Annotated in this window: 18 protein-coding genes; 10 read left to right on the top strand and 8 right to left on the bottom strand. The window is 63.3% G+C overall.

Translation table 11 applies throughout. The features are described from left to right. Window positions 1-25 precede the first annotated feature (25 nt). The gene (locus BX592_RS02375) at window positions 26-481 is read left to right on the top strand and encodes a MarR family winged helix-turn-helix transcriptional regulator (RefSeq protein WP_134190350.1); all 456 of its coding nucleotides are present in this window, start codon (window positions 26-28) and stop codon (window positions 479-481) included. 8 nt (window positions 482-489) lie between these two features. Further along, on the top strand, window positions 490-2,061 hold the full coding sequence (locus BX592_RS02370; RefSeq protein WP_134190059.1) for a cryptochrome/photolyase family protein: 1,572 nt from the start codon (window positions 490-492) through the stop codon (window positions 2,059-2,061). Between the two features lie 93 nt (window positions 2,062-2,154). Here BX592_RS02370 and BX592_RS02365 read toward each other — a convergent pair whose 3' ends face one another. Together BX592_RS02365 and BX592_RS02360 are read right to left on the bottom strand one after the other, a co-directional pair. Then, entirely contained in the window at window positions 2,155-2,331 is a 177-nt protein-coding gene (locus BX592_RS02365; RefSeq protein ID WP_134190058.1) for a DUF3563 family protein, read from the bottom strand. A gap of 116 nt (window positions 2,332-2,447) precedes the next feature. Next, window positions 2,448-3,599, bottom strand: a complete 1,152-nt coding sequence (locus BX592_RS02360) for an extracellular catalytic domain type 1 short-chain-length polyhydroxyalkanoate depolymerase (protein ID WP_134190057.1) — start codon at window positions 3,597-3,599, stop codon at window positions 2,448-2,450. Window positions 3,600-3,912: 313 nt separating this feature from the next. On the opposite strand from BX592_RS02360, the gene BX592_RS02355 reads away from it, so the two are divergent. From BX592_RS02355 to BX592_RS02340, 4 genes are all read left to right on the top strand, one after another. Continuing rightward, window positions 3,913-4,623 (top strand): phosphatase PAP2 family protein, encoded by a 711-nt coding sequence (locus BX592_RS02355; RefSeq protein ID WP_134190056.1) that lies wholly within the window; start codon window positions 3,913-3,915, stop codon window positions 4,621-4,623. Window positions 4,624-4,774: 151 nt separating this feature from the next. Beyond that, the gene (modA, locus tag BX592_RS02350) at window positions 4,775-5,551 is read left to right on the top strand and encodes a molybdate ABC transporter substrate-binding protein (RefSeq protein ID WP_134190055.1); all 777 of its coding nucleotides are present in this window, start codon (window positions 4,775-4,777) and stop codon (window positions 5,549-5,551) included. A gap of 32 nt (window positions 5,552-5,583) precedes the next feature. Then, complete coding sequence (gene modB, locus BX592_RS02345; RefSeq protein WP_134190054.1) at window positions 5,584-6,258, top strand: molybdate ABC transporter permease subunit; 675 nt, start codon at window positions 5,584-5,586, stop codon at window positions 6,256-6,258. A gap of 1 nt (window position 6,259) precedes the next feature. Next, window positions 6,260-6,961: an ATP-binding cassette domain-containing protein gene (locus BX592_RS02340; protein WP_134190053.1), complete on the top strand. Its 702-nt coding sequence runs from the start codon at window positions 6,260-6,262 to the stop codon at window positions 6,959-6,961. 22 nt (window positions 6,962-6,983) lie between these two features. Here the strand turns inward: BX592_RS02340 and BX592_RS02335 are convergent, their stop codons facing one another. Together BX592_RS02335 and BX592_RS02330 are read right to left on the bottom strand one after the other, a co-directional pair. After that, window positions 6,984-7,820, bottom strand: a complete 837-nt coding sequence (locus tag BX592_RS02335) for a TOBE domain-containing protein (RefSeq protein WP_134190052.1) — start codon at window positions 7,818-7,820, stop codon at window positions 6,984-6,986. Window positions 7,821-7,875: 55 nt separating this feature from the next. Then, window positions 7,876-9,603 carry a CHAD domain-containing protein gene (locus tag BX592_RS02330; RefSeq protein ID WP_134190051.1) on the bottom strand — a complete coding sequence of 576 codons (1,728 nt, stop codon included), beginning with the start codon at window positions 9,601-9,603 and terminating at the stop codon, window positions 7,876-7,878. A gap of 225 nt (window positions 9,604-9,828) precedes the next feature. On the opposite strand from BX592_RS02330, the gene BX592_RS02325 reads away from it, so the two are divergent. From BX592_RS02325 to BX592_RS02315, 3 genes are all read left to right on the top strand, one after another. After that, on the top strand, window positions 9,829-10,623 hold the full coding sequence (locus tag BX592_RS02325; protein WP_134190050.1) for an SDR family NAD(P)-dependent oxidoreductase: 795 nt from the start codon (window positions 9,829-9,831) through the stop codon (window positions 10,621-10,623). 241 nt (window positions 10,624-10,864) lie between these two features. Continuing rightward, on the top strand, window positions 10,865-11,227 hold the full coding sequence (locus BX592_RS02320; protein ID WP_377681607.1) for an MbcA/ParS/Xre antitoxin family protein: 363 nt from the start codon (window positions 10,865-10,867) through the stop codon (window positions 11,225-11,227). Beyond that, window positions 11,224-12,009: an RES family NAD+ phosphorylase gene (locus tag BX592_RS02315; protein WP_134190048.1), complete on the top strand. Its 786-nt coding sequence runs from the start codon at window positions 11,224-11,226 to the stop codon at window positions 12,007-12,009. Before BX592_RS02320 ends, BX592_RS02315 begins: the two co-directional genes overlap by 4 nt. Window positions 12,010-12,036: 27 nt before the next feature. Here BX592_RS02315 and BX592_RS02310 read toward each other — a convergent pair whose 3' ends face one another. The 4 genes from BX592_RS02310 to BX592_RS02295 all read right to left on the bottom strand — a co-directional run bounded on the left by BX592_RS02310 (window position 12,037) and on the right by BX592_RS02295 (window position 16,538). Next, window positions 12,037-12,774 (bottom strand): metallophosphoesterase, encoded by a 738-nt coding sequence (locus BX592_RS02310; protein WP_134190047.1) that lies wholly within the window; start codon window positions 12,772-12,774, stop codon window positions 12,037-12,039. Between the two features lie 152 nt (window positions 12,775-12,926). Then, window positions 12,927-14,369, bottom strand: coding sequence for a c-type cytochrome (locus tag BX592_RS02305; protein WP_243849255.1), 1,443 nt, complete (start codon window positions 14,367-14,369; stop codon window positions 12,927-12,929). Between the two features lie 23 nt (window positions 14,370-14,392). Then, on the bottom strand, window positions 14,393-15,988 hold the full coding sequence (locus BX592_RS02300; RefSeq protein ID WP_134190046.1) for a GMC family oxidoreductase: 1,596 nt from the start codon (window positions 15,986-15,988) through the stop codon (window positions 14,393-14,395). Further along, window positions 15,981-16,538, bottom strand: coding sequence for a sugar dehydrogenase complex small subunit (locus tag BX592_RS02295; protein ID WP_377681608.1), 558 nt, complete (start codon window positions 16,536-16,538; stop codon window positions 15,981-15,983). Before BX592_RS02295 ends, BX592_RS02300 begins: the two co-directional genes overlap by 8 nt. A gap of 315 nt (window positions 16,539-16,853) precedes the next feature. Here BX592_RS02295 and BX592_RS02290 point away from each other — a divergent pair, with 315 nt between their 5' ends. Then, window positions 16,854-17,522, top strand: a complete 669-nt coding sequence (locus tag BX592_RS02290; protein ID WP_134190044.1) for a DUF1345 domain-containing protein — start codon at window positions 16,854-16,856, stop codon at window positions 17,520-17,522. Window positions 17,523-17,622 lie beyond the last annotated feature (100 nt).

The following is a 17,622-nucleotide window of genomic DNA, read 5'->3' as shown; positions in this document are numbered from 1 at the left end:
ACTTTCATTTCTCGCGAGGTGCATGATGCCCGCTCGCACTGCATTACCGCTTACGCTCGACGACCAGCTGTGTTTCGCGCTGTATTCGACTTCCCTCGCGATGACGAAAGCCTACAAACCGTTGCTCGACCGGCTCGGCCTTACGTATCCCCAATATCTCGCGATGCTGGTGCTATGGCAGCACGACGACATGACGGTCAAACACATCGCCGCGCGCCTGAACCTCGATTCGGCGACGCTTACGCCCTTGCTCAAGCGCCTCGAAGCACAAGGCTTCATTGAGCGTAGACGCGGCCTCGACGACGAGCGGCTGGTCTACATCCGCCTGACAAAAGCCGGCACGTCACTCAAGCGCGCAGCGCGCGACGTGCCCGGCGGGATTTCGACGGCGACCCAGCAAACGCCCGAATTCCTCGTGCGCCTGCGAGAGGACCTGACGCGGTTGCGCGGCACGCTCAACGAGCATCTGGAAAGCCGTTGAACGCCGACATGACCCGTGCACGGCGACTCGACACTTCCTTCGACAACGGCCTTGTCTGGTTTCGCCGCGACCTGCGCACCGGCGACAACGCCGCGCTTTACTACGCGCTGAAACACTGCCGGCGCGTGCAATGCGTATTCGTGTTCGATACGACGATCCTGCAGCCGCTAATCGATCGCGCGCATGAACAACATCCGGGCCACAAGCCGCAAGACCGGCGCATCGATTTCATTCTGGCGTCGCTGGCCGAACTGGACCGCTCGTTGCGCGAGGGTGGCGGCGGGCTGATTGTCGGCCATGGCGATCCGCGCGAGCTGATCCCGCAGCTGGCGGACCGGCTGAAGGTCGATGCGGTATTTGCGAATCACGATTACGAGCCGTCGGCGATCGAGCGCGACCAAGCCGTCGCTGCGTGCCTGCGCGACGCAAGTCGCGAGCTGATCACCTTCAAGGATCAGGTGATATTCGAGCGCGATGAAGTGCTAACGGGCGAGAGCAAGCCGTTCACGGTCTTCACGCCGTACCGCAACGCATGGCTCAAGCAACTCACACCGTTCGACCTGAGGCCATATCCGGTCGAACGATACGCGGCGAGCCTGTCGAAGCCACCCGCGAATCTCGACCACGGTCTGCCTGCGCTTGGCCGCCTGGGCTTTGCACCGAGCAATCTCCGCGACCTGAAGCTGCCGCCCGGCATCAGCGGCGCGCAGCAATTGCTCGAAGACTTTCTGACCCGCATCGATAGCTACGCCGAGCGACGCGACTTTCCGGCCGCCGCGGGGCCGAGTTACCTGTCCGTGCATCTGCGCTTCGGCACGGTATCGATTCGCACGCTCGCGCGACTCGCGCACGAACTATCGTTGCAGCCGGATGGAGGTGGCGCGGCGACCTGGTTGTCGGAATTGATCTGGCGCGACTTCTATTTCATGATCCTCGCGCATCATCCGCGCGTCGCGAGCGGTGCGCCGTTCAGGGCGGAATTCGACAGAATTCGCTGGGAGCATGGCTGCGCAGCCGACGCCGCGTTTGCCGCGTGGTGCGAAGGACGGACTGGTTATCCGCTGGTGGATGCGGCGATGCTGCAGATCAACCGCACCGGCTATATGCACAACCGTCTGCGGATGGTGGTCGCGAGTTTTCTGGTCAAGGATCTGGGCATCGACTGGCATCTCGGCGAACGCTATTTCGCCGAGATGCTGAACGACTTCGATTTCGCCGCGAATAATGGCAACTGGCAGTGGGCGGCATCGACCGGCTGCGACGCGCAACCGTGGTTCCGTATCTTTAATCCAGTCACGCAGTCGGAGAAATTCGACCCGCAAGGACGCTTTATCAAGCGCTACCTGCCGCAGCTGGAAAACGTTCCGCCTAAGTGGATACACGCGCCGTGGCTCGCCACCGACGAGCAACGCGCAGAGTGGGGCGTGACGCTCGGGGTTCACTACCCGCAGCCCATCGTGGACCACGCGCACGCGCGCCAACGGACGCTCGAGCGTTTTGGCGCGTCAAAGCCAGGCGCCGGCGCAGGTGGTGATGGTGGCGGCGCAGGCTCACGCCGCGCGCACAAGAAGACCGGTTAAGCGCTCGCAGCCACGAAGAGCGACGGCGAGCGCACCCGCGACCGGCAGGTCAACCCGCCGCGCAACGCTGACGCCGCACGCTCAGACCAACGCTTAATGCTGGCTCATCCACGACGGTTGACGACGCTGCGCTTCGCGATCGAGCTTGCGCATGCGGAATTCGAGATCGTACAGATCAGTCGCTTCCGACAGGTATGCGTCGTAACGCTCTTTGGCGGCTTCATCCGAAGACTTCGTGAGGAACAGGAAAAGACGGCTCAGTAGGTACATGGTTCAACCCCTATCGGTTCAGAACTAAGGGATTACCCCTAGTTGCTGCATTGCATTATAGGGAAAACCCTAGACCTGCGCCAGCTTTTCTTTAAAAAGAACCGTAAAAGCCACACTCAACGCGAAGCGGCCTTGCTGACGGCCTCCGGGGCGGGATTGCGACGCTGATACCGGAAGAATTCCCACAGCAGGCTGCTCGCGTCGGGACCGTTCGACGAATGGAACGGCACCGCGTCGTCGCCGCCGCTCCACGCGTGACCGAGCCCCTGCACACGGCACAGGCGCACGACCCGCCGCCCGCCGCGCACATAGTCGCGTGTCACCACCGCCGCCTTGCGCTCTTCCTTCATATCGCCGGCCTTACGCGCGCCACTCGCGTCGACCAACCGGTTCAGCCGCAGAAACTGACTGGCGAGCTGATCAGCATTGACTGGCGCGACGATGCGATCGCCCTCGCCTTGCACGATGATCGCCGGCATGCCGGGGTAAGCGTCGATGTCCGCGACCCGGTCGACTAGCGCGACCGGGTCCTGACGCGTGCCCCGCCGCATCACATCCATCCCGGTGATGCCCGAATGTGCTTCGCCAAATGCCGGCCCTGAATGGAGCGCGACCGCCGCGAAGCGGTCCGGATAGCGCAGCACAAGCAGCGACGCGAGACCCGCGCCGGCCGACAAGCCCGCGATATACACACGCTCCGCATCGAACCCGTACTCGTCGACCAGCGCATCGACGAGCGACACCACCGCCCGCGCTTCCGCGCCGCCGGCATTGTCGGAAACGTCGTACCAGTGCCAGCAGCGGTGCGCATGCGCGTGCTTCGACTGCTCCGGATAGACGACCGCAAAACCATAACGATCGGCCAGCAGGTTCATCCGCGTGCCTTCCGCGAATTCGTCGATGGTCTGTTTGCAGCCGTGCAGCATCACGACCAGCGGTGCGCCTCGCTGCGGCTTGCCCGCCGGCAGGTAAAGCCCGTATTGCAAATGGTTGACGAGCCGGCCCGGCGCGGCTGGCGCCGAGTGAAACGAACGCGTCCATGTGCCGCTCGCCCACGCCGCCGCGCGCGGACGCACGCGCGATTCCCGCGTGCCCGGATGCTGCGCATCGCGCACCGCCGTCTTGCGCACCTTGACGGGAGGCCGCGTTGAAGCCGGTCTTACCGGCCGGCTGGACATGCGCTTCGACGTCACGCGCGCGTGCTCTTTCTGGATGGCTATCAACCGTTTCAGGCCGCCGAGCCATATTTTTGTCAGACTTTTTGCCATGAACACCTCGCAAAAAGGGATCGGTGTGTCTGCCTAGATGAGGCCACTTGTGCATTGCACAATAACATCAATCCCGCTGCGATGCTGTCGACGAAACAGGTGTCCGATCGTTCGACCGAATAGGAACGGGCCGCGAGAACGCGGCGAACCTTGCGCGTTGCTGGCGGGCAGGCTCGCCACCGTACATATCGGGCATTTCGACGCTTTTTATACTTATAAAATACGCGTTCACCACCTGTGCAACGGCCAAATCCGCATCATGGGTTCGATTTCCGTCTTGGCGCATTTCACCTGACTTCGCAGCATTTTTGCCATGCCCGATCTGCCGCTTCATTTCTGGTACCTGACCAGCAGCCTTGGCGGCGTCAGCGTGACGCTGCCACTGACGATTGCGATCGCGCTGTGGCTCGCGGTCGGCTATTCGTCGCGGCTCGCGTTCGGGTGGATTGGGCTCATTGCGTGCTCGGCGTCGATCGTAATCGTCACGAAGCTGGCTTTCCTCGGCTGGGGCATCGGCGTGCGCGACTGGGATTTCACCGGACTCAGCGGCCACGCGATGATGTCGACCGCAATCTATCCGGTCGCGTGTTTCCTCGTCCTGTTGCCGGCGCGCACGGCGATTCGCGTAGCGGGCATCGTCGCAGGGTTTTGCATCGGCATTGCGATCAGCTTTTCACGGGTGATGGTCGAAGCACATTCGCCGTCGGAGGCGATCTTCGGCTGCGTGATGGGCGCGGCGACTGCGCTGCTATTTATCCGGCTCGCGTGGCACACCACCCGCAGCCGGAACCCGCTGTCGATCTTGCCGGTGATGATGAGCCTCGTCGTGCTGATCGCCGCGTTCCACAATATTCACATTCCGACGCACCGCTGGGTCGAGCACATTGCGATGAAAGTGTCCGGTCATGCGCGGCCGTTCGTCCGCGCGCGCTGGAAAGCGAACCATCACCACAGTCAGATCATTCCCGCGCCGTTGTCGCGTACGCACGATTCCATCGCGCCACCGCGAACCAAGTCCGTCTGAGCGCCGTCGACTGAAGTCAACGACCGCCATCGCAGTGTCACACCGCGTCCTGACTCACTATGGAACAGCAAAATTGCCGATCGCTATAGCCTCGACTATATTACGATAGCGTTCCATTTCATTTTCCTTTCCCCATTCGCTATCGAATCCCATGAGACCGCTCTCTCGCTTTTTCGCGCGCGCACTCGCCGCGACCGCCGTTGCGCTGACATTCGGCGCGCAAGCGCACGCGGACGATCTGACCGTTTCCGCCGCCGCCAGTCTGACCAACGCATTCAAGGCGGTCGGCGATGCGTTCGAGCAGCAGCATCCGGGCACGAAGGTGCTGTTCAATTTCGGCGCGTCCGATGTGCTAATGCAGCAGATTTCGAACGGCGCGCCCGCCGACGTATTCGCGTCCGCTGATCAAAAGGCGATGGACAAAGCTGCAGCCGAGAAGGTGATCGTGCCCGCGACGCGTAAGGACTTCGCGGCAAACTCGCTGGTGCTGATCGTGCCGTCGGACAGCCACTTCGCGCCGACCGCGCTCAATGCGCTGACCGCGGCGAACGTGAAGCGCATCGCGTATGGCGATCCGGCATCGGTGCCCGTTGGCCGCTACGCGGAAGGCGCGCTGAAATCGGCAGGCGTATGGGACGCGGTCAGTCCGAAAGGTGTGCTCGCAACCAATGTGCGCCAGAGCCTCGACTACGTTTCGCGCGGCGAAGTCGACGCGGGCTTCGTGTTCGGCACCGACGCGGCTATCATGCCGGAGCGCGTGAAAGTCGCGCTGACCGTGCCGACACAATCGCCGATCACGTATCCGATTGCGCGGGTCGAGGGCAGCCGTTATGCGACCGATGCGCAGGCGTTTATCGCGTTCGTGCTGTCACCGGCGGGGCAAGCGGTGCTCGCGAAGCATGGCTTTAAACCCGCGTCAGCGCACTGACCGCCTGACTCCACCTCCCTTATCGAATCACCATGGAACAAGCGTGGGTGCCGCTTCTGCTGTCATTGAAAGTGGCCGGCTGGGCGACCGTGCTCAACTTCATCTTCGGCGTGGCCGCGGGCCTCGGGCTGTCGCGCTGGCGCTCGGGCGCGCGGGATGTCGTCGATTCGCTGCTCACGCTGCCGCTCGTGATGCCACCGACCGTGCTCGGCTACTACCTGTTGGTCCTGCTCGGCCGGCGCGGCGTAGTCGGCGGCTGGCTCGACCGGTTCGGCATTCAGCTGGTGTTCACATGGCAAGGCGCAGTGATCGCATCGATGGTCGTTGCGTTTCCGCTCGTGCTGAAGTCCGCTCGAGCGGCGTTCGAATCGGTCGACCCGCAACTGGAGCGCGCCGCGCGCACGCTTGGTATCGGCGAAACCGCGATCTTCTTTCGCGTGACCTTACCGCTCGCGATGCGCGGCATTCTCGCCGGCACGCTGCTCGCATTTGCGCGCGCGCTCGGCGAATTCGGCGCGACGCTGATGATTGCCGGCAATCTGCCGGGACGCACGCAAACCTTATCGGTTGCCGTCTACGCGGCGGTCCAGGCAGGCGACGACCGCACCGCGAATTTACTCGTGCTGGTCACCTCCGTCACCTGTGTCGCGATCCTGCTGCTCGCCGGCCGCCTCGTACCGCAACATTCGCTGATGACGTCCCGCTGACATGCCGCTCTGCGTCGATATCCGCAAGACACTGACCAGCGCCGAACGCCACTTCACGCTAAACGTGTCATTTACAACGACGGCGCAGCGTGTCGTGCTGTTCGGCCCGTCAGGCGCGGGTAAAAGCCTGACGCTGCAGGCGATCGCGGGACTGTTGCGCCCCGACGACGGCGCGATCACGCTGAACGGCGACACGCTATTCGACAGCGCGGGCGGGATCGACCAGACACCGCAAACGCGCAAGCTCGCGTATCTGTTTCAGGACTATGCGCTATTTCCGCATCTGAACGTGCGGCAGAACATTGCGTTCGGATTGCACGGCGGCTGGATGAACCCGCGCCGGCGCGTGTCGCACGCGGATGTCGACTACTGGCTCGATGCGCTCGATCTGCGCAGCGTCGCGGGGAATCATCCCGTGCAGTTGTCGGGCGGGCAGAAGCAGCGCGTCGCGCTGGCTCGCGCGCTGGTTGCGAAGCCGCGTCTGCTGCTGCTCGACGAACCGTTCTCGGCACTCGATGGCCCGCTGCGCAACCGGATGCGCCGCGAGCTATCGGATTTGCAAACGCGCCTCGATATTCCGATGCTGCTCATTACGCACGACCCGGACGATGTTGCGTCGTTTGGCGATCAGGTCGTGCAGATCTATGACGGCTGCGTGCGCGAGCAGTTGCCGTTTCCGGGCTACGCGCGCAGTACGTTCTAGTACGCGAGAGCGCGCCGCGATCTCATCCGGTCACGCCGAGAATGACACTCGATGCTTTAAACGCGGCCACCACCGGTTGACCTTCCGCGAGGCCAAGCTTGTCGACGCTCTCGTTGGTGATGACTGCCGTCACAACCGTCGTCGCATCGAGCGCCACCGACACTTGCGCATTCACCGCACCGCGCGTCACCGCGGACACTGTGCCGCGCAACTGGTTGCGTGCGGACAGTTGCGTCGACGTGTGTCCATCATCGACGAGCAGAATGACCCACGATGCCTTCACGAGCGCAAACGCGGCAACGCCTTCGGCGAGTCCAAGCGTCTCGGTGCTTTCATGCGTCAGTACCGCGACGATTGTCTGGCCGCCCGGCAACGCGAGCGATACCTCGTCGTTCACGGTGCCACGTTGGACTGACGCGACCTTTCCGTATAACTGATTGCGCGCGCTCGTCTTCATGCCAATACGGCCGATCATCGCCCAATCGCCCGCGAAGCCCTCGATCGCCGCGCCCGCGCGTTCGAGAAACTTGCCATGCTCGCGTTCGACCGCGCGAAACGTGTCGATCAGGCTCAACGCGCGACGCGTGAGCGTCGTGCCGCCGCCGCCCTTGCCGCCGGTCGAACGTGCGACCAGCGGTTCGCCCGCCAGATTATTCATCGTATCGACCGCGTCCCACGCGGCCTTGTAGCTCATGCCGACCGATTTCGCCGCACCGGTGATCGAACCGGTTTCATGAATCGCAGCAAGAAGCGCAATGCGCGATGCGCCGCCAAGTGTCCGCTCGCCGGACTTGAACCACACCGAACCAGCGAGCTCGAGCGTCTCTCGCCCCGGTTCGTCTGAGGAGGATTGGATCATGGTTGTGTATGCAACTAAATGAAGGGTCGACGCATTATAGCGGTTGTGCCTGAGTTCAGCCCGCGCCACCGCTCGCAATCTTCGGCTTGCGCAAATCGCCCAGTAGGCGCTCGCCTTCTTTCGCGGTGGTGCGCTTGAGCGCTTCGCACCAGCCTCGTGCGAAGCCAAGCTGATACGGCGGCACGTCCAGTTGCTCGAGAAAATGCAACGCGACGACAGCGTCGTTACCGTCGCCGAGCACGCTTTGCACACGCGACAACGTCCTCACCACATCACGACGTGTCTTGTGCGTAATGATCGGTTCAAGAAACTCGAGCGCGTAGCGCAGGCGCTTCGCCTGAATGCGAACACGATGGCGCGACGCATCGTCGAGCGCCGTCAGCTTCGTGTCGCGCGTCACTCGATCATAGTGCTTCGCGACGCGCTTTTTCGCGTAGCCGCGCAGCGAACGGCCGCGCACCGCTTCGGGTGTGCCGCGCATCGCGAGATCGCTGATCCACTCGAGCCACGCGAGCACGAGTTCCGCATAAGCGGACGAGCGCAGCGCCTGTTGAACGTGAGCGCGTGCGTCGGCGCGCCGTTGATTGGCCGCGTCGCGCGTCGCGTTCCACGAGGTGGCATCGACGTCCGCTTCAGCGAGCTCGGGCAGCGTTGAATCGGCGAACACGTCCCAGTCGCGCGCCTCGCCTAACAGATCGCTCAGCCGTTTGAGACGCGGCTCGATACGCGCGGTCCACCCGCCGTCGACCCATGCGGGAAAAATCTTCGTCACCGTTTTCAAGCGGCGCTGTGCGACCCGCATCTGATGGATGAATTCGACGTCGGGCGCATCGCGCACCACCGCTTCGTTGCCGAACCATTGCTCAGCGATGTTGCGTTCGATCACACGCAGCGCCCGATGCGGCGTGCGCGCACCGCCCAGATCGAGCGGCCTTGCGCGCGCCGGCGCGTTGTCGCGTGCGATATCGACCCGGCATACACGGTCGAACGCATCGGCCAGCACCGGGAAAGCCGGCAACGCGGCAACCAGTTCGTTGGCCACCGCAAACAGCGCCGCCAATGCGGATTCGGCAGTCGGCACGGGTCGCGCGGGTGAAGTGGCTTCGTGCGTGGCTTCGTCCACAGGTTCGGATAGTGCGCGGACTGCGTCGTCGGTGACCGGCTCGGCTTCGGGTTCGCCTGCGTCGTCTTCGTCATCCGGCCATTGCGTGGTGATGCGCAATTCGCGCAGCGCAGGCGAAGCATCGGTGCCAGGACATGTGCAGCGCATGCTGACCAGCGCGACGTCGACGTCAACCTGTCGTGCGGTCTGTCGCCGCCATGTGATCCGGCGGCTGGTTTCGAGCGTCGCAACGGTCGTCAATTTGCCGGCATCCGCAAGCACTTGTGCGAGGGCAGCGGGCGCATCGCCGAAGGCGGATTCGAACGCGGTGTCAGGTGCAGGATCAAGCATCGCATCCGGTTCAAGCATCGCATCGCAAACGACGTGGCAAATCGCCACGCCCGGCGCATGTGCTTCCCGATGCGACGCCATTGCGCGCCGCCGGCCGTCCAACGTTTCGGTGGTCACGCGCCACCCGCCATCCGCAAGCTTGCGCTTGAAGTCGAAGCCAATCAGCATGCGCGGCGCGACGTCTTCGCCGGTGCGCTCGAAGCCGGGCAGCGCATCGAGCGTTTCGGTGAGCGCGGTATCGATTCGTTCGGGCGATTGCCCCTGTTGTTCGAGCCACGCGAGAACCGTGGGCTCCGGAAGATTCAGCACGATTTCCAGCACACGACCCATGGACACTCCAAGCGTGGCGAATGGTGTGGATGGCCCGGCGTCGGCCTTTGGTGCGTTATCGATGGTACACGCGCGGCATGGCGAGCGTCACGCCGCACTGCACGGCATTCTGACAAGCAGCGTACGCCGGACCTAGAATAATTTTTGGCCTGTCGAGCGAAGTGCTTGACGTACGTTAAGTTCGCGTCGCTGGGTCACTACCCCACTTCGGAGGAGACGACACCCATGCAAATCGATCTATCCGGCAAGACCGCGGTCATCAGTGGCTCGACTTCAGGCATCGGGCTCGCCATTGCAACGGGCATTGCGATGGCCGGTGCCGACACAGTGATCAACGGCCGCAATCAGCGCACCGTCGACGAGGCCGTCGAAACCATCCGCGGCAACGCGTCGGGTGCGAAGGTTCGCGGCGTCGCGGCGGACCTCGGTAGCCGCGCTGGATGCGAATCGTTCGTAAAGACAGTGCCGGATGCGGACATCGTCGTGAACAACCTCGGCTTCTATGGCCCGAGCGACATTTTCGCCACCGGTGACGATGAATGGGAGCGTTACTTCCAGATCAACGTGATGTCGGGCGTGCGCATCACGCGTGCGTATCTCAGGGGAATGATGGAGCGCCGCTGGGGACGCGTGGTGTTCGTTTCGTCCGAATCGGGGCTGAACATTCCGGCGGACATGCTCGCATACGGCTTTTCGAAGACCGCGCAGCTGTCGATTGCGCGCGGCATCGCGAAGTACGCGGCCGGCAGCGGTGTAACCGTGAACTCGGTGCTGCCCGGCCCGACGCTGACCGACGGCGTGCGTGAGATGCTAAAAGAGACCGCGCAGAAAGAGAACAAGACGATCGAGCAGGCCGCCGACGAATTCGTCATCGGCCACCGCGCAACGTCGATCATCCGCCGCGCGGCGAGCCCGGAAGAGGTCGCGAATATGGTCGTGTACATCTGTTCGCCGCAAGCGTCCGCGACGACCGGCGCGGCGTTGCGCGTGGATGGCGGCGTGGTCGACACGATCGGGTGACGGGCAGGCCTCGGGCCGCGCTGATCACGTACTGCGCGAGCCCGTTCCGTGTCGTATGAAGATGTCGTCCCTCGGCATCTTTTCGCGTTACTCCGCTTGCATAAATCCACATATGGACTAAGATTGATGTAAAGTTCATTTGAGGACTTTATCCATGCCTTCAGCCGCCTATAGTTCCGATGCCCGTTCCGGCGCCGCACGACCGTCACGGCGCAGCCAGTCCGACCCGTCGCTTGCCAGCATGTCGGCGGCCGGCTTGCGCGCATTCTTCGCGATTGCGCGAGATTGGGATCTGAGCACCGACGAGCAGATCGTGCTGCTCGGCTCGCCCGGACGTTCGACGTTCTTCAAATGGAAGCAGGAGCCGCAAGCGGCGCGGCTCGCGCGCGATACGCTCGAAAGGCTGTCGCTGCTGCTCGGCATCTACAAATCGCTGCAAATTCTGCTGCCGCAACCGGCTGCCGCGGACGCGTGGATCAAGCGCCCGAACAGCGCGCCGCCGTTCGGCGGCCGTCGTGCGCTGGACCGGCTGCTGGCCGGCAACATCAGCGATCTGGTCGCGGTGCGCCAGTATCTCGACGCAATGCGAGGCGGCTGGGCGTGACGGAATCGAAATGGCAGGAACGCTGGCCCGCGTCGCCGCTCACGTGGTTGCCCGCCTATCGCGTCGTGCCGACGCGCTTTCCAGCAGTCAATCTGTTCGATCGCGTCGCATCGCCCGAAGATTTCGACGCGCTGTACGCGCTCGAAGCGATGACCAACGACCGGTTACGCACCGAAGTCGGCGAACTGGATCTCGTGCCGCGCGACGAACGCCGTTTTGGTCCGGGCTGGGGGCCAATCATGGCGGCTTTCACGCATCTGAATCCGCTGGGCAGCCGTTTTTCGGATGGCACCTACGGCGTGTTCTACTGCGCGGCGTCGCGCGCGACCGCGATTGCGGAAACGCGCTATCACTCCGCGTTATTTCTCTCGGCCACGCAGGAGCCGCCGTTGCGTCAGCAGATGCGGCTGTACACGGTTCTGGCGGAAGGCGATGTGGTCGATCTGCGCAACGGCGCGCGCACTGTGACAGGAGCCGTTAGCGTTGGCAGCACGCGCGCGGAGTGTCCGGAGAGCACGGAACGCATGCCGGATACCCTCGCCCGCTTTGATCCCGCCGTGCTGTCTGCGTCCGACTACACCGCCGGACAGGCGCTGGGTCGCGCGGTACGCGCGGCGAGCGCGCCTGGCATCGTCTATCCGTCGGTACGCGACCCCGCCGGCGAATGTCTTGCCGCGTTCCGCACGACGCTGCTACGCGATTGCCATCACGCGGCATACCTCGAGTACAACTGGAACGGCAGCAAGATCGACGTGGTGTTCGAACTGAATCAGGTCGGCTGACCCGCGCAACAGCGGATGATCCGCCGATCAAGGAAACGCAAGCGCCGCGGCGCCTCCCGCACGCGCCATATCGACGCTCACCGACCAGCGCTGCGCGGTGCGCGCCTCGACGACGGTCAGCTTGCCGCCCGGCCCGAACGCGCCGGTGTCGATAAACGCCTGTGCACCGACTTGCACCACTTCGCGCACTGGCGTGTGTCCGCAATAAGTGGTCGACAACCCGCGCACACGGGTCGCATCGTAGTTACCTAACGCGAGGTCGCGTCCCCACAAAAGCCGCTGACGTGTCGCAGTCGAAAAGTCGCCGCGATCGAGTTCGGCGTCGGTGCCGAAAAACTCGGCATGCAAAATATTGAACCGCTCGCTGCCGGTACCGACCACGCGCACGAGCGGCAGCAGGCGCAACCGCTGCGCGTAGTCGCGCAATCTTTCGTCCGACAAGTTTTCGCCCCACTGTCCGCCGATGTCGTACCACCACTTGCGCCGCAAGCGCCCTTCGGCGACGCCGCACAACGTATCTTCATGATTGCCGAGTACGGCATAGAACCACGGCTTGTCGAGCAACGCGAGCGCTGCTTCGGACTGCATGCCGCGGTCGACCAGATCACCGACAGAAAAAAGGCGGTCACGCGCGGGGTCGAACACGATCTCGCGCAGCAGATAGCGCAAGGCGTCGACGCAACCGTGCAGGTCGCCGATGACAAAGTCCCGGCCGACCCGATTTACCGGGTGATGTTGAACGGTAGTGACCAGAGTGGGCTCCATCTTTCGATGATAGTGCGATGACACGCCGCCTGTATGAGCGCTGTCGATCTTAAAACGCATTTTTGACTCTACATCCAATTGACGAGTTGCACATTGAACCGTCGCGCAACGGCAAATCGTGCCGACGATTTCTTAACGGTTCATTAAGTCGGTTACTGTTGCTGACTGCGCAGTTGTTCGACCTGCACCGCGGTGACCGACGCGCGCGGATTGCCGAATCGCGCCGTTACGTAGTTGGCGAGAGCAGCAATCTGCACGTCAGTCAATTGATTGCCAAACGACGGCATCAATATTTCCGCTTGCTGTGTCTTACGGCTGACACCCTGCAGGATCACCATCACCAGATTGGCTGGATCGGTCGCGCCAGCGACGCTGTTGTGAATTAATGGCGGATACGCGCCCGGTGCGCTTGCGCCAATGCCTTCGCCGGTCCAGCGATGACAGCTTGCGCAATTCGCGATGAAAAGCTGCGCGCCGTTGACACCGTTGATCGCAGCGCCACGCAACGCGGTGACATCGGTGGCTGGCACGCCGCGCGTGTCGCGCGGCTGCGTGTCCGCGCGGCGCACCGGCGGCAGTGCACGCAGATAAACCGCGATCGAGCGCAAGTCCTCACCGGACAGATACTGTGTGCTGTCCTCGACGACCCGCGCCATCGGCCCCGCCGCATTCGCGCGCCCCGACGCGACTCCGCTCGACAGATACGCGACGACATCGGCATCGCTCCAGTCGCCGATTCCGCTGAGCTTGTCCGGCGTGATATTGAACGCGTGCCAGCCGGCGCGCGTCGCACCGGATAATCGCTCGCGCGACTGCAAACCATCCATGAAATTACGCGGCGTGTGACATTCGCCGCAATGCGCAAGCCCGTCGACCAGATACGCGCCGCGATTCCATTCCGCGCTCTGTTTCGGATCGGGAACGAAGCGGCCCTCGTCGAAGTTGAACAGATTCCAGAAGAACATCAGCCAGCGCTGGTTGAACGGAAACCTCAACGCGTTGGCAGGCGGCGTGCTGTGAATCGGCGCGACCGTATTCAGATACGCACGGATCGCCAGCACGTCGCGGTCCATCACCTTCGTGTAAGACGGATACGGAAACGCCGGATAGAGCCGCTCGCCCGTCTTGCCGACCCCTTCGTGCATCGCGCGCAAGAAGTCTGCGTTGCTCCATTGGCCGATACCGGTGTCAGCGTCCGGCGTGATGTTCGGCGTGTAGATCGTGCCGAAGCGCGTGTTCATCGCGACCCCGCCGGCGAATGGCCGGCTTCTGTCGGATGTGTGACATCCGAAGCAGTTACCCGCGCGCGCGAGATACTCGCCGCGTTTCGCGAGTTCGGTGCTATCCGCGCCGTCGAGTTCGGCGGGGCCGCGCGCGGCCGCGACCGCCATCGGCAACTCATCGTTGCGAACCGCATCGGCGCCGTGCACTTCGAGCCACGCGATATACAACGCGAACAACGAAAACGCGGCAGCCAGCGTCGCCATATTGACCACTCGATGCCGCTGCAAGCGCCGCTGCTGCGCGAGCCGTTGCTCGCGCAACGCGTCGCCGCCCGCACCAGCCGGCCGCACGCGAGACGTCGGATTCGTCATCGTCGGAAGCTCCGTGGGCAGGCTCAAAGTTCGCGCTTCAGCTTGTCGGCAAGCTGAAGCGCAAGCGCGGCGATCGTCAGCGTGCAATTCACCGAGCCGGCGCTCGGCATCACGCTGCTGCCCGCGATAAACAGATTCGGATGATCGTGCGTGCGGCAATCCGCATCGACAACGGAATCGGCAACCTTGCTGCCCATGATCGTTGTACCCATGATGTGGTTGTTCGGTGCAAAGTTATCGTCGTACGCAACTTCAGTGCCGCCGAACAGCGCGGCGATGCGTGTGTACTGATCGTGTGTATCGGCCGCGCTCTTTTTCACATAGTCGCCGATCGAGTAGTGGATTTCCGGGCGCGCGATGCCGAGTGCGTCCTTGTGTTCCGTTGACGGCACGATCCGGTTTTGCGGATCGGCTAAAGGCTCGTGCATGCTGTTGATCGTCACCAGACGCGCCGCGCGGTTGCGAATCTGCCGGTCCAGCTCGGCGCCGGTCAAGCCGCCCGCGAGCAGCGACGCGGTAATCGCGAGCGTCGGCGTCGCATTGGACACGTGCAGCTTCTTCGCCGCGTAATCCGAACGGAACGCGCCGTCACGGAAATTGACCACCGATGTCATTTCCATCGGCCCGCGCCCCGGCCACAACGATTCGTTCGCGAGAAACGAAACGCCGGTGCCCGGATGGTCCATCAGATGGCGGCCGACCTGATCGGAACGGTTGCCGATGCCGCGCGGAAAAGCATCGGATGTCGACATCAGCATCAGCTTCGGCGTTTCGATTCCGTTCGCGGCGAGCACGAATAGTTTGCCGGTGACGCGGGTGCTGTTGCCGTTTGGGTCCTTGTAATGCACTGCGGTGATCAGCCCTTTGTTATCGGCTTCGATGCGGAAGGCGACTGCTTGCGCACGCAGCGTCGCGCCCGCCTGCTCCGCTTTGTCGACATGCGCGATGCCGTTGTACATCGCGGCGATCGGACAAACCGGCATGCAGCTATTGTTGCCGCAGCAGGTCGGTCTTTCATCGTACGGGCGGCTATTGCGCGCGACCGGCTCGGACACGACCTGAAAACCGCTCGCGTTGAGCACGTCGCTGACTCGCTGATCCATATACGACAGCGGCAACGCGCGCATCGGATACGGCTGCGAGCGCGGCGAACCGAGGTCGACCGATGCATCCGGGCCCGACACGCCGAGCGCGACTTCCGCTGCGCTGTACCACGGCTCGAGCGTTTCATACCGATAGGGCCAGTCCCGCCCGACACCGTAACGCGTTTGCAACTGGAAGTCCTGCGGCAGCAACCGCCACGCGGCGGCCGCCCAGTTCCACGTGGTGCCGCCGACCACGCGCAGATATTGCGCGTGAAACGGATCGTCGCCTTTCTGGATCAGATAGTTGTTGGCCGGTGTGGTCTGCGGATGCGGAGCATACGGCGTCGACGGATAAGCGGTCGCGAAATCTGCCTTCGCCGCCGAGTTGCGAAAGTTTTCGACGATCTGCCAGCGCGGCACGCGCGGCCCCGCCTCGAGCATCAGCACGGAAGCGCCGGCCAGCGCGAGCTGATGCGCGACGAGGCTGCCCGCGACCCCCGAACCGACGACCACGATATCCGCGGACTCACGCATTCGTCGGTTTCTGCGACCAGTAGAACGGGATGTCGCGGCAATAGGACGGCACCGTCAGCACGTCCTTCACCGGATCGAACATCAGCGCGCTTTCATAGGCGATTACCCGCGCATGCGGTGGCTCGCCGACCAGACCCAGATACCACGCGCGCACGATCGCAGTCACTGTGGCGGCGAGCGCGGGCGTATCGGCCTGCAATGCGGCGATCACCGTATCGGATGGCACGCCGCCGTGCGTGAGCAGCCAGCTGTTGAGCGTCGCGACGTTCTGCGTGAACCGGTTGTCCGCGTTCGATAGCGCTTCATACGCGCGCTTGCCGAGCACCGGGTCGAAGCGGGTGCGGCCGGTCAACTTCTGTGACAGTGCGATAAATGCGTCGAAGCCGCCGCCGGCGGGAGGAAGCGTGTCCGCGTACGCGGGCGCGAGAGGGGCGACGGAGCCGGCCGCAAGCGCGGCAGCGGACGCACAAGCGCCGGCGAGCCACGCGCGGCGGCTCGCTGAATGCGTCGCTCGCACCGCGCGAGGTAGGCGCGCGCGTGCGTTCCGCATTTCAGCATCTGTCATAGGGGCTCCGGATCGTGTTCGTATTGCGGTCCGTGATGCGCACAATGAAGCGCGTTGCTCACGGGCCGTCTGCCCCAGTACTTGCCATGCGTGGTCTCTGTGCCGCTTGAATGAAGCGGTCTCTGATCTGCGCCGTTGCGTGAAAGCTTCGCTTGAAAGCCTCCCGCAAGCGGACTGCGTAAAACTGTGCCGGGGAAATATAACGTCCGCGCGGCCGTTCGACAATCGGTCCGCATGGAGTGTTGCAATGCGGCCCTGCACTGCGCGGTAGAATTCGCGCCCGACCTATCGAAGACTCTAATGAACCTGTACCCGCAAGTGCTACGCAACCGGCCGCGCATGGTCATCGCGGCCGTCGCCGGTCTGCTGATCGCGCTGCTGCTCTTGCCGTCACCCGTCAAACCGACCGCGCGCGCATTGATCGGCTGGGATGCGGCCGTGTGGATCTATCTCTTGCTGATCTGGATTCACATGGCCCGCGCGGATCACGACCAGGTCCGCGATCTGGCGGTGCGCGAGGACGAAAACGACGGTGTCGTGCTGATCATCGTCAGCGTCGCGACGATCGCGAGCATCGCCGCGATCGTGCTCGAACTCGCGACAGCGAAAGGCGGTGGCGGCGCAACCGTCGCGCCCGGCGTGTCGCACTATGTGCTGACCGCGCTGACGCTGATCGGCGCGTGGTTCCTGATTCCGACGATCTTCACGCTGCACTACGCGCGCCTCTACTTCAGCGGCACGACGAAGGAAACCGCGCTGCTCTTTCCGGATCACAAGCTCGATCCGAATTACTGGGACTTCCTGTACTTCTCTTTTACGATTGCCGTCGCTTCGCAGACATCCGACGTCGTACTGAGATCGCGCCAGATTCGCCGCGTGGCGCTCGCGCAATCGGTGCTGTCGTTCTATTTCAATGTCGCGATTCTCGGTCTGTGCATCAATATCGCGGCCGGGTTACTCGGCTCGTGACGCGAGTCGCACGAGCGGTGATGCCAGCGGTCACCCCCGCGCGGCCGCGTATGTAAGAGTCGGCCGACTATTCTCCCGATTTACACGCCGCCAGCGCTGC

This window comes from Paraburkholderia rhizosphaerae (assembly GCF_004366595.1).
Classification (GTDB): Bacteria; Pseudomonadota; Gammaproteobacteria; order Burkholderiales; family Burkholderiaceae; genus Paraburkholderia; species Paraburkholderia rhizosphaerae.
This window is presented reverse-complemented; position numbering and strand designations above follow the sequence as displayed.